Below are 17,091 nucleotides of genomic sequence, written 5' to 3'. Positions count from 1 at the left end.
AAGGGAACAGAAACGTGAAAAATGCATCAGTGAAAATGAAGATTTCCACGCGGGCGCTGCTCGTGAGCGCGGCCTTTGCCGGCACGCTTTTTTCCAGCATCGCCTCCGCTTCGGCCGAGACGCTCACTGTGTGGAGCGGCTACCCGGAAATGGCGCCTTTCTACGAGCACGTTGCCGAAGGCATGAAGGCGGCTCATCCTGATCTGCAGGTCAAGGTCGAAGCGATTGCCTTGCGCGAGCATGAAAAGCGTGTGGCCCTCGGGTTGACGGGCGGCGGCCAGGAAGGCGTGACCGTTATCGAGCTTTCGGGCTCGACGGCGACCCGCTACCTTGAAAATGATCTCCTGCCGAAGGCTCCTGACGATGTCTCGACATTCGTCAAGGACGGCAAGAACTTCGATAAATTCTTCATCGACAGCGCCAGCTACGACGGCACGGTCTACGGCGTGCCACTTTTCCGCGGCCAGGGCGCGCTTTACTATAACACCGACCTGTTCAAGGCCGCAGGCCTGACCGCTCCGCCGAAGACCATGGAAGAGTTCTCGACCTATGCCGAGAAGCTCACGCAGCGCGATGCCTCGGGCAAGGCAACCGTCTCTGGCTGGAGCCTGCGTCTTTCCGGCGGCGGCCAGGGCATCGCCGAGAAATTCTGGCTCAATCTGCACCAATTCGGCGGCGCAATCCTCGTGCCGGCCGGCGACGGCAAGTGGAAGACGGACTTCGCCAACGAAGCCGGCCGCAAGGCGTTGAAACAATATCTCGCCAACATCTTCACCACGAAGACCGTGACCCCGGAAATGCCGGCTGACGCCGATGCATTCGAGCGTAGCCAGACGGCGATGTTCATGCGCGAGTCCTGGGTGATCGGCGATATCGCCAAGAAGGCGCCGGACCTGAAATATGCGACCGCACCACTGCCGCGCGGCTCGATAGCGCTGCCGACCAATCTTTATGTCGCCGGCGACGATTCCGCCATCGGCTGGGAATTCGCCAAGGCCGCCAATTCTCAGGAAAACCTGATCTGGCTTCTGCAAAATGTCGGCTGGCTGCCGAACCGCGCCGGCCTGGATTATTCGAGCGTCACATCGAAGCAGCCGGCGTTTGCCGCCTTCGTCGATTATCCGAAGGGTTATGAGTTCTTCACCCTGCCCTCCATCGGCCCGATCGAGGAAATTCTCACGCGCGTCGCTGCGCAGCTGGTGGTCGCCTTCGGGGACCCGTCGCTTGCCGGCGATGATGCCAAGATCGACGCCTTCCTAAAGAGCAGCAGCGACGAGGTGAACACCATTCTCGATCGCGAGGGGCTGTTGGCGAAATAAGAGCCATCACGCTTGCCAAACTAATCGCCGCCCGGGGCGAAGGCTCCGGGCACCCATGGGGATAGTGGTGCCGATCCGTTCTGCGGCTGCATCCACTCGTCTACAGGCCACGACCGAATGTTGAAGCGCAAAAGGTTCCTCTTTGCGATCGTTGCGATCCTACCGACGCTGGCAATTTTTGCCTATGTTCGCCTCTATCCGATCATCGGCACGTTGAGGCTTAGCCTTTATCAGTGGAATATCCTGTCGAAGAACAAACCGTTCATCGGGCTTGCCAATTTCCGCGAGCTGATGGGCGACCACCTCTTCCTCGATGCGCTGGTCAACACGACGATCATTGCGTTCGGCGTACTTTTCCTGACCATCCCGATGGCCCTCATCATTGCCGCGCTGATATTCCACCGCACGCGGTCGAAGATGGCCGGCTTCTATGAAACCGCCGTCTTCATTCCGCACGTTGTGTCGCTGGTGCCGGCGGCCATGGCCTGGAAATGGATTTTCGACGCTCGCCTCGGCCCGCTCAATGCGCTTTTGACCTTCTTCGGCATTCCCGCCCAGAACTGGCTCTTCGATCCCGTTCTGTCGGTGATCTGCATCATCGTCCTTTGCTCCTGGCAGGCGCTCGGTTATGCGGTTCTGATCTATATCGTCGGCTTCAAGAATCTGCCGGTCTCGCTCTATGAGGCGGCCAAGCTCGACGGGGCCTCCGGCCCGCAAAGCTTCTGGTATCTGTCCATTCCGATGCTGAAGCCGATTACGCTCTACGTCTCCGTCGTAACGCTCGTGTCCGGCTTCAACGTCTATGCCCAGGCCTTCGTGCTGGCCTCCGACGCTCAAGGCGCGCCCGGCAGGCAGGTTCGCGTGCTCGTTCTGGACATGCTGGAAAATAGCTTCCGCAACTATCGTGTCGGCTACGCCGCCTCCGAGGCGGTCGTGCTTCTGGTCATCGTGCTGGGGCTGACACTCATTCAGTTCTCGATGCTGCGGGAAAGGGGCAAGGCATGACGACCGAAACCATGCACTATGGCGAACTCACCGCCGCGGAAAAAGCCGATAGCCTGCGCCTGCGACGCAAGCGAAAGCTGACAAATCTTGCCATCGATCTCTTTTTGGCTGTCGTTTCGATCCTGATGTTGCTGCCGCTGCTTTTCCTGGTGGCGAATGCGTTCAAGACGCCCGCCGAGATGCTTGCCTGGCCGCCGACCATCATTCCGCGCGACCCTACGATCGCCAACTTTTCGGCAGTGCTTGGAGAGACTCCGCTGCTGCGATGGATCGGCAACAGCATTGCTTTTGCCGTGATGTCGACGATCGCCATTGTCGCGACGTCGGCGATCGCCGGCTACATCTTCGGAAAATTCCGCTACCGCACGATGAGCATTCTCTTCGCGCTCTTCCTGGCAACCGCCATCGTGCCGTTCGAAGTCTATATGATACCGCTCTATTTCCAGGCAAAAAGCCTCGGTATCCTCAACTCTGTCTGGGGGCTGCTGCTCGGCTATCTGGTGATGAGTTTCGGCATTTTCCTGATCCGCCAGAACGTGATGCATTCGATCCCGGACGAGCTTCTGGAGGCTGCACGCATCGACGGCGCAGGGCAGTTCTGGATCTTCTTTCGCATCGTCTTGCCATTGTTGCGCGGCGCTCTCGGCGCTTTGGCCGTCCTCGCCTTCTTCCAGGCCTGGACTGCTTTCGCCTGGCCGATGATCGTCGCGACAACGCGCTCGAGCTATACGATCGAAGTGGGACTGGCGCTCTTCCAGACCGGATTTACCGTCGACCTCGGGCGCCTGAGCGCTGCTTCCGCAACGGTTCTCATTCCATCCATCTTGCTCTTTGTCATTCTCCGCCGCAACTTCGTTCAGGGCGTCGCAAGCACTGGCCTCAAGGAGTGATGGCATGCAATTCCTCGAAGAAGCACGCAGAACCTATGCAGCAGCCAATGCCGGCACCCTCTATTGGATGCTGCAACGGCCGGCACTTGGCAACGGTGTCCTCAACACGAAGCAAAACAGCCTGACGCTGGCAGACTACGACGCCAGGGACGGCTTGCGTGGCCCGGATTACACTTACGGGTGGATCCAGGGACGCGGCCTGGAAGCATTGATCGAACACGCGGAATTTTTCGAGGAAGATCTGCCGCCGCTCGCCGACAAGCTCGATGCAGTCGGCAGCCGGCTCTACGCCTTGCTCGAAGATTTGCAACGGCGAAACGGCCACGCTTATTTTTGCTACGATCGTGAGATGAAGCCAGTCTATGGCGATGCCCCAGGCGTGCTTCACGCGCAGCAAAATCCGCAGCTTGTCTATACCTACTCGGATGCATTCTTCGCCAAGGGTCTCGTGGCGGCCGCAAGTCGCTATGGCTTGCCCGATCTTCCAGACCATCTCGCCTATCTCGAGCGTATCATCGCGGCCATAGAGATCGGTCACTTTCAGATCGATGAACGCCAGCTGCTATCGCTCGATAACATAGCTGGCCAGCCCGAGGATTTCGGCCCCCGCATGATCTTGCTTGGTGCAGCGGCAATGCTGAAAGGGTTCGGCCACACGGCACATCTGGCCTATGCCGATCGCTTTATTACCCATGTCATCAACCGGCATTTCGACCCGGAAGCCGGGCTATTGCGTGACGTGCCTGGCGGAGACGATTGCAATCCGGGGCACGGCATCGAATTCGTCGGCTTCGCCCTCGACTATCTCGACGACAATGCCGACCCGGCGCTGATCGAAATATTGGAGCGCATCCTCACTTGCTCTTTCGACAAAGGCTTCGTCGGTCCCGGCATTGCGAGCGCAATTTCGGTTTCCACCGGCAAGGCGCTTACGCCCAATTGCCCCTGGTGGTCACTGCCGGAAGCGATCCGTGCCGCCGCACTTGCCCATTGCCGCACGCGGAGCCAGCAAAGCCTGCGCGTCTGGCAAACGGCCCATCGTGCCTTCTTCGACCACTATTGGCGCGGCACGCCGCCGATTGCCTATCAGACCATGACGAAAGAAGGACCGGTGGACTTCGTTCCCGCAACGCCGGACCTCGATCCCGCTTATCACACCGGCCTCAGCCTGCTCGCGGCCATTCGCGCCGCTGATCAACTGATGTCCCAAAACCCAAAAATCTCAGGATAGATCCATGGCTTCAGTCGAAATCCAGAACGTCCGCAAGGCTTACGGTACATTCGAGACCATCAAGGGTGTCTCGGTCGAAGTGCCGGACGGTGCCTTCGTTGTGCTGGTCGGTCCCTCGGGCTGCGGCAAGTCCACGCTGCTGCGCATGCTTGCCGGCCTTGAGGAAATCACCGGCGGTACGATCCGCATCGACGGTCGCGTCATCAACGATGTCGAGCCGAAAAACCGCGATATCGCCATGGTTTTCCAGAATTATGCGCTCTATCCGCACATGACCATCGCCGAAAACATGGGCTTCTCGCTGAAGCTCGCCAAGACTCCCAAGGACGAGATCGCCACGCGCGTCTCCGACGCAGCTCGCATTCTCGGCCTTTCCGAATATCTGACGCGCTATCCCAAGCAATTGTCTGGCGGCCAGCGTCAGCGCGTGGCCATGGGCCGCGCTATCGTTCGCAACCCGAAGGTCTTCCTGTTCGACGAGCCGTTGTCGAACCTCGATGCAAAGCTGCGTGTGCAGATGCGGGCTGAACTCAAGGATATTCATGCGCGCATCAAGACGACGACGGTCTACGTCACGCATGACCAGATCGAGGCCATGACGATGGCTGACCGCATCGTGGTGATGCGCGACGGTATTGTCGAGCAGGTCGGCGCGCCGCTCGACCTCTACGACAAGCCGGTCAACACATTCGTCGCAAGCTTCATCGGCTCCCCATCGATGAATTTCCTCTCCGCAACAGTGGCCGGAGATCGTAAGTCTGTGCGAACCGAAAACGGAACCCTTCTGCCGCTCGCCGACATGGCTGCCGCTGCACCTGGAACGGCTGTCACCTATGGCATTCGTCCCGAGCATCTGGCGATCGCGACGGACGGCAACGGCATTGCAATGACGGTCACCAACGTCGAGCCGACAGGCGCGGAGACTTTCATCCAGGGAACGATCGATGGCCAGAAAGTTTCCGCGCAACTTCGCGAGCGCATGCCCATCAAGGTCGGCGACATCATGCCTCTGAATATTCCTCCGGGACATACCCATCTTTTCGATGCAGCGACAGGCATCCGCTTCGTTTGACCGCCATGACGTCGAAAACAGAGCAATGTCGAGAGGAAAGATGAGTTTGCGCCTTTCACGACATACGATCGGCCAGCTTCCGGACGACGTTCTTCGCCCGGGTTACGAAAGATCGGCGATCACACCAGGCATCGTCCATCTGGGCGTCGGCGCGTTTCATCGCGCTCATCAGGCCATGTACATCGATGAGTGCCTTGCGGCAGGTCAGACAGGCTGGGGCGTGATTGCCGTATCCTTGCGCAGTCCGCAGACACGCGATGCGCTGCAACCGCAAGACGGCCTCTATACGCTTGCGGTGCGTGACGGCGGCGGCGAAGCACTGAGGGTGATCGGCGCAGTCGTAGACCTGTTGGTGGCACCGGAAGATCCCGCAGCCGTGATTGCCGCCATGGCCAATCCCGATATTCGCGTCGTTTCGCTGACGGTGACTGAAAAGGCTTATCTGCGCGATGCGAATGGCCTTCTTGATCTGAATGATCCCGATATTCGCGCCGATCTCGCCGATCCGCAAAATCCGCGTACGATTTACGGATTGATCACCGAGGCACTCGTGCGGCGGCGCGCGGCCGGACATGCGCCGTTCACGATCCTCAGCTGCGACAACCTTCCTGCCAACGGGCATACCCTGCACCGTCTGCTGCGAGAATTTGCGGCACAGCGCTCCCTGGAGCTTGCGCGGTTCGTCGAGCACGATGTCTCCTGCCCATCCACCATGGTGGATCGGATTGTACCGGCGACAACGGAAGCCGATAGAACGCGCATCGAGGACGCAACAGGCATGACCGACGCATGGCCTGTCGTGACCGAACCCTTCAGCGAATGGGTGATCGAGGATCGCTTTCCGCATGGCAGGCCGGACTGGCAACCGTTCGGTGTGACCATGGTTGACGATGTCGCTCCGTTTGAGGTGAGGAAGCTCAGGTTGCTGAACGGCGCGCACTCCGCCATTGCCTATCTCGGGCAGTTGCTCGACCTTCAGACAGTGTCCGATGCCATGGCAGTGCCGCTCGTCAGGCAATTCGTCGATGGCGTCTGGGGCGAGCTGGTGCCGACCCTTCCGCAAGACAAGGGCCTTGAGCCGCTGGCCTATACGGCAAAACTCACCCAGCGCTTCTCGAATACCGCGTTGAAGCACAGGACTGCTCAGATCGCCAATGACGGCTCGCAGAAGCTGCCGCAACGGATTATCGCGGCGGCATGCGAACGCCTGTCGATGCAGTTTCCGGCAGAGCATCTCTCTTTCGTCGTGGCCGCCTGGATTGCAGCGCTTCAGGGACGGTCGAAGGAGGCGGCGTTCTCCGATCCGCTCGATGCGCAACTGGCGAATGTCGAAGCCGACTTCCCTGATCATATGAGGGAGGTCGAAGCCATCTTCGACGTTACAGGTTTTGCGAAGGCCGCACCGGAGCGCTCCAAGCTAATTGATCTGGTGGCGAGCCATCTGAAAGCGATCCGGGACAAGGGGCCAGAGAAGGCGTTGCAGGAGTTGATGATGAGGGAAGAAGAACAATGAAACAGACATGGCGTTGGTTCGGACCGGACGACACGGTCACGCTCTCTCATGTTAAGCAGGCAGGCGCGAGCGGCATCGTTACGGCGCTTCATCAGCTGAACGACGGACGGGCATGGCCCGAAGACGAAATCCTCAAACGCAAGGCGATCATCGAGGATGCCGGCCTGACCTGGTCTGTGGTCGAAAGCATCATCGTGCACGAAGACGTCAAGACGCGCAGCGGACGCTACCGCGAGCTCATCGACAACTACAAGGCGTCGATCCGTGCGGTCGCCAAGGCGGGCATCAAGACAATATGCTACAATTTCATGGCCATCACCGATTGGACCAGGACTGACCTCGACTATCAAATGCAGCATGGCGGCACAGCGCTGCGGTTTGATGTCGTCGAATTCTGCGCCTACGATCTTTTCATCCTCAAGCGCCCGGGCGCGGAAGCTGACCATCCGCCTGAGCGGATCGAAAGAGCGCAGGCGCGCCTCAAGAGAATGAGCGAAAGCGATCTTGCCCGGCTCGAGCGCAATCTGATCGAATGGGTCCCGGCTCGCGAGTTCGTCTATGATCGCCAAAGCCTCAACAGGATGCTCGATGTCTATGGCGAGCTCTCGACTGAAGGTTTCCGACAAAATCTGTTCGAGTTTCTGGCGGAGATCGTTCCGGTTGCCGAGGAAGCCGGCGTCCGCATGGCCATTCACCCGGACGATCCACCATTCCCGCTCTTCGGATTGCCGCGCGTGGTGTGCTGCGCGGCCGATGCACGCGCCCTATTGTCGGCCGTTCCTTCAGCGGCGAACGGCATCACCCTGTGCACCGGCTCCTATGGGGCAAATCCCGAAAACGATCTGGTCGCCATGGCGAAGGAGTTCGCACCCGATATCCATTTCGCGCATCTGCGGAATGTCACCAAGGAAGGCGACGGATCGTTTCACGAAGCCGAGCATCTGGAGGGTGATACCGACATGATCCGTGTGGTCGATGCGCTGATGACCGAGGAGCGGCGGCGGCAAGCGGAAGGCCGAGAGGATTGGGAAATACCGATGCGCCCCGACCATGGCCATGCCATCGTTGACGATATCGGCAAGCGCGTTAATCCCGGATATTCTTGTATCGGCCGCCTCAAGGGTCTCGCCGAGCTGCGCGGCGTCATGCGCACGATCGAGACCCTGGGAGGGCTTCGATGACAAAACTGCGGGTGGCGATCATAGGGCTGGGCATGGCGGCCGGGCACCACGCCCGCAGTCTCATCGATCTTGCCGACCGGGTCGATGTGGTCGGCGTTTACAGCCCGACCGAGACACGCCGCGAAGCCTTCGCCGCTCAATATGGGTTTCCGCCTGTGGCTGACCTCGACACGGCTTTCGACACGCGCTTCGCCGATGCCGTCCTGATCCTGACGCCGCCCAATACGCATTTGGAGCTTGTTGAAAGAGCCACGAAAGCCGGGCAACATATCCTCCTGGAAAAGCCGCTGGATATTTCGCTGGAGCGGGCCAAGGCTGCCGTTTCGCTTGCAAGGAATGCCGGTGTGCTCTTGGCGGTGGTCCTGCAGAACCGGTTTCGATCATCCTTCCTGACCTTGCAATCCATGTTGCAGGCCCGAGAACTGGGCACCATCCTCGAAGCATCGATGAGCCTGCGCAACTGGCGTCCGCAGCAATATTACGACGCGCCAGGTCGAGGCACACTGGCGCGTGACGGCGGCGGCGTTCTCTTGACGCAGGGCATTCACACGATCGATCTTCTGCTCGCTCTGGCAGGCACCCCGTCGAACATTGCGGCCTTTTCTCGAACGACGTCCATCCATCGCATGGAAACGGAAGACCTCGTGAATGCGGTGTTTTCCTTTGAAAGCGGCGCGACAGGAACGCTGAATGCAACGACCTGCGCCTATCCCGGCTATCCGGAACGGATCGAACTCATCTGCTCGAAGGGGACGGCGCTTCTGACCGGCGACAGCCTGCAGGCCAATCTACATGATGGCCGTATGGTCAGCGCAGGAGCAAACATGGCAGCCGGTTTCGGCAGCGACCCGATGGCCTTCGGTCACGACCTGCATCGGGAACTGCTCGGCAACTTCATCGATGCGATTACAAAGGGCGATCGGCTTGTCGTGAACGGCGACGATGCCCTGCGCGCGCATGCATTTATTGACGAAATTCTGCGGTCCAAGCGCTAGAGCGGTTCAGCTTTTCACGGAATCCCCGAACCGCTCTATCTCTTTGTTTTCGCGCATTCCGGACGGAAAACCGCTGCGCACTTTTCCTGGAATTGCTCTAGCCGCTTCCTTTGACAGCTGTCACGCATCGTGTCGCGGCCGCGATACGACGGCTAGCGGCGTAGAAACTTTGCAACGATGTGGTCAAGCAAAACGAACGCGCATCCAAGTGCGAGAAACAGCGCCGCCAATAGAGCCATGTTCGTCAAGACATCCTCAAGGCCGATATCGCCCACATCCAGAAAGGGATAGGGATAGAAGCCGGAAACATGACCATGCACCAGCGTATAGGCGGAATAGAGGGCGGGAAAACCAAGCCACCAGATTGCATCGCGCCAGGTGAGTTTGCCCCGCTCAGCGAGGAATAGCCAGTCCAGCGCCGCCAGAATGGGAATGCAATAATGCAGGATCTGATCTCCGCGCAGCTGCCAGCCACGTGGATGCCAGGCATCCTTCAGGATCAAGACATAAACAGCACCGGCAACCGCCACATAAAGGAAAAGGCCGGTTCTAACCGACGGATGACGTGCCCATCGACCGATCAGCGATGCCGCAGCCACCTCTCCTGCCAACAACGCCAGGGCCAGAACGACATTGGACTGGATGGTGAAATAGCTCAGAAAATTGGTGGTCAGCCTCACTCGTGACACATGTGCCGCCGGCACGATGGCTGTGTAGGAGATGACGACGCCTGTCAGCGCCAGCAGCGCGATCATGCAGCGATAATAACGGATCGAGCTCGTCATGAAATCCGGGACGTTGCGAAGATTGAGACCACCAGTTGCTGTATGAGAGAGAATACATGGCGGAGATAAGGCGAACCACGGGAAGCCTGGCTCTAATTCACGGCCGCACATCGGGCGCGGTTGTTCCGCGTCTTGGCCGTATGCCGCATGGCTCAGGCTAGCGGCGTTGCCTTAGCTTATAATGTAACCTCTAAATAACGATCGATAGGCGCTGCATACCCTCAAACGGAGCCAAGATCATAGATATGGCCAGTCAGCCACGCTGGCCAATCGCGCTCGAAGAACGACTTCGCATTTTCGTCGAAACGCCGAATGAGACGGGTCGACGCCATCATTCCATCAGCGTCAAGCCTGACGACGATCTGCTCGGCTCGATGAATGTCGTCCTCCCTTCGAAAGCGATAGTCGTCAAGCGGGCCGGACCGATCAAATGGCAGGCATTCCCCTTCCCGATCACAGATGGCCCGGGCACCCCGACTACCGCCACCATTGCTGATGAAAGCATCCAGAGCCGTAAGCACAGCCTCAGATGCAAGTGCCATTTGCTGCCATTGAAGCGCACGCGCGGCTTCCGCAGGGCGGTCGTAGCCGATACCCCTTTCTCGGATTTCGGCGTTAAGGGCCTTTGCATCGGATAACGCCTCGGCGACGCTGTCAGCGTCGCAGATCATTCCAGCCCGATCGCTCATCCGGGCCTGCACGTCGCTACGGATCGCTTTTGCGGTCAGAGGGCTGTCGGTCTTCAATGTGTCTAACAGCCTTAGAACGCAGGCTTCGGCGCCGTCGCTCACATCAGTCTCTGGCGCAGCCTTCGCCTTGCCGCTGGCACCGATATGTTCGGCCGCACGCGTGCCGAACACCTGACCCGCATTGAGGGCCGCACCGCCCGGACGGGTAACGCCGTGTGTCCCCGCAGCTTCCCCGATCGCGTAGCAGCCGGCAAGACTGCTGCGTCCCCAGACATCAACAAGTATGCCGCCGTTCATATGCTGGTTGTTGACCGCAAACTCGAGCGGCTCTTCGGCAACATCGATCTTGTAGCGGCGATAAAGCTCGATCGCGAGCGGGTTCATGTGCCGCAGACGCTGGATTGGCAGTTCCTGGCCAGCGCCGGCCTTGCCGAGATAATGCCTTACGTCGTCGTCGAGCCGCTGCAGATCGAAGTCCTCGTCGCCGGGGACTGGCAGGGGGTTGCGGTTGAAATCCATGAAAACGCGGCGGCCCGCCGCAGTCTCGCGATAGATCGCAAGATCCACTAGGCTCGAACCGAATTCGAGCATGCGGGTGGAGTGGAAAGGCCACTGATATCCCTTGCGGAAGATGTTCGACGCCATCTCCTGCGTGCTACGATAATATTGCGCCAGGAAATGATGCTCGTTTCCATCGCTGTCGAGCGAATAGATATGAGGGATCGACTGGACATAGGTGCCTGAAAGGTTCCAGGGAAACCCTTCCCTGCGCGTGCCGATGCCGAACTGACTTTCCGTCAGATTGACGAGTTCGATGCCTGCAGACAGAGCAAGACCAAGCGATCCGAAGCAGCCGTTTGGATAAACGCTGTCCCGATAAAGCTCTCCCGGCCCCCCGGCTGCCAACACCAGCACCCCACAGACAAAAAGCGCGATACCAAAAGGATTCGTCTCGCTGCGATCGGCCGCGCGGATCGCCAGGACACCGGAGATCTGGCGAGCATCGCCTTCTCTGCGGGTCAGAATGCTGACGGCGGTGGTGTGATTGTAAAACGGAACATCAAGGCGAATGGCCTCCTCGGCCAGTACTTTGACCATAAGCCGGGACGTTCTCGGACCGCAACTGGTTGCCCGCCCGACCTCGTCGTGGTCGGTCTGGTATCGGAGCGTGCCGCCCAGGGGATCCTGAGGCAATGGCAACCCCAGAAACTGCAGCGTCGCCATCATGCGGGCGGAACCGACCGCCTCGACATAGGCCGTGTCCTCGTCCATCGCGCCACCGGCGCGGATGGCGCGTGCCATAGCCTTGAAATTATCGCCCTGATCGGCCGTGTTTGCGGTGTGAAGCGTCTGCTTGTCCGATCCGGAACAGGCGGATGTCCCGCCCCAGGCACTCTGGCTGAGGATGATTACGTCATCGCTGCGGCGTTTCATTTCGACGGCCGCGCGCAAGCCCGCTGCCCCCGAGCCGACGACAACGCACCCGGCTCTGTAAACCGGCACGTCGATACCGGCGAGCCGCATCGTTTCACCGGCCGCAATCTCCGGCGGAAGCCGCGGCATATCGACATCCGTCAGCGCGTCGAGAATGTTTTGCGGCACATCAATGGTCATCGGCCTCTATTCCTTGCAATAGCCATCAGGGTCAGGCGAGCGGAATGTCGACCCAGCGCTTGAGGCGCGAGGATTCCATGCAGGCATCGACGATCTGGCAGATGTGGTGGCCGGTCTCGAAAGTCGGCCACATCGGCGTATTCGTGCTGATCGACCGGATGACTTCCGCCACTTCGATGATCTTGCTCTCATTATAGCCCAGCGCGAAGTTCGGGAGCGGCAGGAAGGCGCGGAAGGTCGGGTTCTCCGGGCCGACGTCGATCTCGCGGAAACCACTGCGACCGGCGCGGTCGTCATTCGAATAGAACCGCAGTCGGTTCACTTCGTCATAGGTATAGGCAAGACTGCCCTTGGTGCCGTAGACCTCGTAGGTCTGCATGAACTTGCGGCCGGTCGCCACCCGGCTGAAATCGACGATACCGCTTGCGCCGTTCTCGAAACGGCAAAGCAGATTGGTCGCATCGGGATTGGTAATCTCAGCCCAGCGCTCGTCGCCTTTCAGCTGCACCTGTTCACCATAGGCAAGACCTTCGACCACCGGCCGCTTCGGCGTCACGATCAGATTGTCGGCAATCAGCGCGCTGACACGCCCGACCAGGAACTCCATGAAGCTGAAGATATGCGAGCCCGTGTCGCCGACGATGCCGGTTGGAGCAAGCTTGCCGTCGGCGCGCCACATGAAAGGCGCGTTGGGATCCCCATACATGTCGACATGCTGGCAACCGCGAAACATCTTGATCTCGCCGATCTCCCCGGCCTCAATGATTTCCTTGGCCAGATCGTGGACGGGGTTTCGCGGAAAGGCATGCCCGACGCGGGTAATCAGACCCTTTTCCCGGGCGATATCGGCAAGCTCGCGCGCTTCCTGAGCGGTGTTGGCGAGCGGCTTTTCGCAATAGACGTGCTTTCCGGCCAACAAGGCCGCCTTGGCGACCTCGTAATGCAGGCTGTCAGGCAGGCAGATGTCGATCAGATCGATGTCTGGATCATGCACGGCCACTTGCCAATCCTGTAGGATCCTTGCGCCAGGCGCCCGCCGGGCCAAATCCTCCGCAGCTTTCGGGTTCGCCTCCACCAGCGCCACGACCCGCGCCGTGCCACCCGAAACCCCGAGAAAATGCGGAAAGGTCTGGTAAGCCATGGTGTGAACCTTGCCCATCCAGCCCGAAGCGCCGAGCACTGCTACCTTGATTTCAGCCATTGCATTCATCCCCTTGAACCTCAAACGCGCCTAACGAATAGCGGCACGGGCGCGGGGCCGCGTGTCATTGCGCTCGTAAGAAAAGATCGTTGACGGAAGCGGCGGCAGGTTCCTGATCACGTCCGCACCCTTTTCTCCCACCATGATCGTCGGCGCGTTCGTATTGCAGGACGGAACTCGCGGCATGACCGAGGAATCGCAGACGCGCAGTCCCTCCAGCCCATGGACCCGCAGATCGAGCCCGACCACGGCGTCCGATCCCGTCCCCATCTTGCAGGTGCCGACCGGGTGATGATCGGTCTTTGCGTTGGCGCAGCCGTAATCGAAGAGTTCCGCGTCGGTCATCACCTTCGGGCCGGGCAACCGCTCGGCAAGCACATAGGGTTTGAGCGCCGCCTGCTGCATGATCTCTCGCGCGATCTTCAGCCCCTCCAGCGACATTTCCCTGTCATGGGGATCGGACCAGTAATTGGGATCGATCAGAGGGGCCGCGCTCGGGTCAGCCGACGACAAGCGCACAGTGCCGCGCGATCTTGGATGAAGGTAGGCCGAATTAAGCGTGACGCCGGCATTCTTCAGACGCTCGACACCCGCCTCGATGCCCGATCCCAGTCCAAGATGGAACTGGATGTCGGGCGAGCGCGCATTCGGGTCTGCGTACCAGAATCCGCCGGTTTCAAACAACGAGGACGCGACGGGGCCAGTGCGAAACAACACATATTGAAGACCGGCCCAAAGCGTGCGGTGCAGCTTCGCGACCCCATCATAGGTGTGATCGCCCGTGCATTCGGCGATGACGAAGAGGTCGAGATGGTCCTGCATGTTGCCGCCCACTCCCGGCAGATCATGCAGAACCTTGACGCCGACGGAGCGCAGATGATCGCCCGGTCCGATGCCCGATTGCAGAAGAAGCTTGGGAGAGCCGATCGCACCCGAAGAAACGAGAACCTCCCGCTCCGCTCGCACGATCTCCGGGCCATTCTTGCCGGCGATCTCGACGCCGACGGCACGCCGTCCCTCCAGGACGATGCGTGAGACGCGCGCGCCGGTCCTGACCGTCAGGTTCTTGCGATCCTTGATCGGAGAGAGGTAAGCGAGAGATGCCGAGGAGCGTCGACGGTTGCGTTGCGTCAGCTGATAGAAACCGACGCCAGCCTGCTGGCGGCCATTGAAATCGTGATTGTAGGGAATTCCAAGTTCCTGACCGGCACGGATGTAAGCGTCACAGATCGGCAAAGCCGCCGTGGGCATTGAAACGCCCAGAGGGCCACCATAGGAGTGATAGTCGTCGGCAAAGCGCTGATTGTCCTCGGCACGCTTGAAATATGGCAGGATCGAACGATAGTCCCAGCCTTCGCATCCATCCTCGCTGGCCCACGCATCATAATCGGCGGCGTTGCCGCGCGTATAAAGCTGCGCATTGATCGATGACCCGCCGCCAATGACCTTCGCCTGGGTGTAGCGAAGCACGCGTCCCTTCATGTGTTTTTGCGGAACGGTTTCCCAACCCCAGCTCGCGACGCCCTTGGTCATCTTGGCAAAGCCGGCCGGCATGTGGAACAGCGGATTCCAGTCACCGCCGCCCGCTTCCAGCAAAAGCACCTTGACGCTTGGATCTTCACTCAACCGGTTTGCAAGCACGCAGCCCGCCGGCCCGGCACCCGTTATGATATAATCGAAAGCCATGTTGTGATCCTATGAAAGGCGAGGCGTTGCCGGGTTGAGATCTGCGGCGACGCGCGTCTGCTTCAAATCCGTGGATGCGATGTGATCGGCCACCCGCAATGCCTGGCTGGCGACGGTGAGCGCCGGATTGACGGCGGCCGAAGTCGGCAGGAAGCTCGCATCGACGACAAAAAGGTTCTGGTGGTCGTAGGCGCGGCAGAAGATGTCGAGCGGCGCCGTCGCAGGGTCGTTGCCGATGCGCACGGTTCCGCATTGATGCGATGGGGTGCGTTTGTCGAAGGGCTTGGCAAGAACAAGCGGAAAGCCGATCGATTTCAGAATGCCTTTCAGCTTGGCAACGAGCGCGAGATGCGCATCCCAATTGGTGCGCTTCCATTGCAGGACGATCCTGTCACCGTCGACCATGATCCGGCTTTCGGGATTGGGGATATCCTCACTCATCGCGTAGAAATCGACGGCATGTCCGGCAATGAAATCCAGAAGCCGCTCCGGAACGTGCGGAAGCGAGCCTTTCAGGATCTTGCCGGAAACCCGCCCGAGAAGCTGAACATTTCCGAGGGGCGGCCCACCCTCGCCATCGGACAGATAGAAATCGTTGAAGGCAAAGGTCTTCTGGTACACGGAGGTGTTCCTGAAGGTCGGCGAAATCCCGATGACCGCCGAGGAGTTGTGATTCATGAAATTGCGGCCGACCTGGTCGGACGAATTCGCCAGGCCAGTCTTGTAGCGATCGTTGGCGGACCGCAGCAGAAGCACGGAGGATTGAACCGCGCCGGCCGACAGAACGACAATGGCTGGCGTGACGGAGAGGGTCTGCCCGTTCTTTTGATAAACGACCTTTTCGATGAGACCGTTTGCGCCGGTTTCGAGCTTCAGCACCCGCGCGTTCGTCTCAAGCTTCACATTGCCATGCTGGAGAGCGGCCGAAAGCGCGACCGTTTCGGCATCCATCTTACCGTCCGCGGAATTCGGATGTGCGTCCCAAGGCGTACGCGCCTTCGCCAGCCATCGGTCGATATCGACACCCAGCGGCAGCGAGGAGGGATGAAGCCCCTTTGCCTTCAAACGCGCCCGCACATCCGCAATCGCGGGTTCGTCGGGAACCGGAGGATAATCGTAAGTCGCGGAATGATGTGGTTCTGTCGGGTCCTCTCCAAGTCGGCCTCGCACATTGTACATGCGCTCGGCGCGGCTATACCAGGGCTCGAGAACGTCATAGGAAAAGGGCCAGGCCGGCGAGACGCCCTCCTGATGCTCCATCAGCGCGAAATCCTCGCGCCGGTAGCGCGAGAGCACGGCGCCATAGAACTTCGAATTGCCGCCGACATTGTAGTAGTTGCCGGGATTGAACCCCACGCCGTTCGCCTCGTACCACGTTTCCTTCGGTCGGAAATGTCCGCGCTGGAAGATGGCGCGCTGGTCGCGGTTGACCGGATGGTCGGCAATATGATCGCCGGCTTCGAGGATCAGAATGCTGGCACCGGATGCAGCAAGACCGGCCGCAACCGTGGAGCCGCCCATGCCTGAACCGATGATGACGATATCGGGGGTGTCGTTCATGGAATCCCCCGTTCAAGCGATTCTGAGTTGGGAGTTTGGATCGAAGAAGACGGCCTTGTCGAGGTTGAACGCGAGGCGTGCGTGTTGGCCTGCGTGGATGCGTGCATCGGCGCGCAGGCGAGCGACGACTTCCTTGCCGCCGAGCTTGATGACGGCGAAGGTGTCGGAGCCGGCGGGTTCGACCACCTCGATCAGGCAGTCGTTCTCGGAAACGGTCTGTGCGTTGCGGTCGGCGCCATCCGGGTCGGTCAGCGCCTCGGGGCGGATGCCGAAGACGACGGGACGGCCGGCATGGGCTTCGAGCTGCTCGCGGCCGGGTGCGATCGGCAGCCTGACCGGCTCGCCGTCGG

Annotated in this window: 14 protein-coding genes; 8 read left to right on the top strand and 6 right to left on the bottom strand. The window is 59.9% G+C overall.

Translation table 11 applies throughout. The annotated features are described in order from the left end of the window. Nucleotides 1-14 precede the first annotated feature (14 nt). The 8 genes from HGP17_RS29550 to HGP17_RS29515 all read left to right on the top strand — a co-directional run bounded on the left by HGP17_RS29550 (nt 15) and on the right by HGP17_RS29515 (nt 9,206). Nucleotides 15-1,319, top strand: a complete 1,305-nt coding sequence (locus HGP17_RS29550; protein WP_348649005.1) for an extracellular solute-binding protein — start codon at nt 15-17, stop codon at nt 1,317-1,319. A 117-nt stretch (nt 1,320-1,436) separates the two neighbouring features. After that, the gene (locus HGP17_RS29545) at nt 1,437-2,324 is read left to right on the top strand and encodes a sugar ABC transporter permease (protein ID WP_168814839.1); all 888 of its coding nucleotides are present in this window, start codon (nt 1,437-1,439) and stop codon (nt 2,322-2,324) included. After that, nucleotides 2,321-3,214: a carbohydrate ABC transporter permease gene (locus tag HGP17_RS29540; protein WP_168814837.1), complete on the top strand. Its 894-nt coding sequence runs from the start codon at nt 2,321-2,323 to the stop codon at nt 3,212-3,214. The genes HGP17_RS29545 and HGP17_RS29540 overlap by 4 nt, the downstream gene beginning before the upstream one ends. 4 nt (nt 3,215-3,218) lie before the next feature. Further along, nucleotides 3,219-4,445, top strand: a complete 1,227-nt coding sequence (locus HGP17_RS29535; protein ID WP_168814835.1) for an AGE family epimerase/isomerase — start codon at nt 3,219-3,221, stop codon at nt 4,443-4,445. A 4-nt stretch (nt 4,446-4,449) separates the two neighbouring features. Next, nucleotides 4,450-5,517, top strand: coding sequence for a sn-glycerol-3-phosphate ABC transporter ATP-binding protein UgpC (gene ugpC, locus HGP17_RS29530; RefSeq protein WP_168814833.1), 1,068 nt, complete (start codon nt 4,450-4,452; stop codon nt 5,515-5,517). A 40-nt stretch (nt 5,518-5,557) separates the two neighbouring features. Next, nucleotides 5,558-7,030 (top strand): mannitol dehydrogenase family protein, encoded by a 1,473-nt coding sequence (locus HGP17_RS29525; RefSeq protein WP_168814831.1) that lies wholly within the window; start codon nt 5,558-5,560, stop codon nt 7,028-7,030. Then, the gene (gene uxuA / locus HGP17_RS29520) at nt 7,027-8,211 is read left to right on the top strand and encodes a mannonate dehydratase (protein WP_168814829.1); all 1,185 of its coding nucleotides are present in this window, start codon (nt 7,027-7,029) and stop codon (nt 8,209-8,211) included. Before HGP17_RS29525 ends, uxuA begins: the two co-directional genes overlap by 4 nt. Then, nucleotides 8,208-9,206 carry a Gfo/Idh/MocA family oxidoreductase gene (locus HGP17_RS29515; protein ID WP_168814827.1) on the top strand — a complete coding sequence of 333 codons (999 nt, stop codon included), beginning with the start codon at nt 8,208-8,210 and terminating at the stop codon, nt 9,204-9,206. The genes uxuA and HGP17_RS29515 overlap by 4 nt, the downstream gene beginning before the upstream one ends. 152 nt (nt 9,207-9,358) lie before the next feature. Here the strand turns inward: HGP17_RS29515 and HGP17_RS29510 are convergent, their stop codons facing one another. The 6 genes from HGP17_RS29510 to HGP17_RS29485 all read right to left on the bottom strand — a co-directional run. Then, nucleotides 9,359-9,991, bottom strand: a complete 633-nt coding sequence (locus tag HGP17_RS29510) for a Pr6Pr family membrane protein (protein WP_168814825.1) — start codon at nt 9,989-9,991, stop codon at nt 9,359-9,361. 221 nt (nt 9,992-10,212) lie between these two features. Then, nucleotides 10,213-12,294, bottom strand: a complete 2,082-nt coding sequence (locus HGP17_RS29505) for an FAD-binding protein (protein ID WP_168814823.1) — start codon at nt 12,292-12,294, stop codon at nt 10,213-10,215. Nucleotides 12,295-12,325: 31 nt separating this feature from the next. Continuing rightward, a complete protein-coding gene (locus HGP17_RS29500; protein ID WP_168814821.1) occupies nt 12,326-13,495 on the bottom strand; it encodes a Gfo/Idh/MocA family oxidoreductase in 1,170 nt (389 codons plus the stop codon). Nucleotides 13,496-13,525: 30 nt separating this feature from the next. Next, nucleotides 13,526-15,181 carry a GMC family oxidoreductase N-terminal domain-containing protein gene (locus tag HGP17_RS29495; protein WP_168814819.1) on the bottom strand — a complete coding sequence of 552 codons (1,656 nt, stop codon included), beginning with the start codon at nt 15,179-15,181 and terminating at the stop codon, nt 13,526-13,528. A 9-nt stretch (nt 15,182-15,190) separates the two neighbouring features. After that, a complete protein-coding gene (locus HGP17_RS29490; RefSeq protein ID WP_168814817.1) occupies nt 15,191-16,741 on the bottom strand; it encodes a GMC family oxidoreductase in 1,551 nt (516 codons plus the stop codon). 12 nt (nt 16,742-16,753) lie between these two features. Then, a partial coding sequence (locus HGP17_RS29485; protein ID WP_168814815.1) for a TOBE domain-containing protein occupies nt 16,754-17,091 on the bottom strand: 338 nt, incomplete at its 5' end.

This window comes from Rhizobium sp. P38BS-XIX, from assembly GCF_012641435.1.
Classification (GTDB): domain Bacteria; phylum Pseudomonadota; class Alphaproteobacteria; order Rhizobiales; family Rhizobiaceae; genus Rhizobium.
Note: the sequence above shows the minus strand (reverse complement) of the source record. Positions and strands in the feature narration are given on the sequence as shown.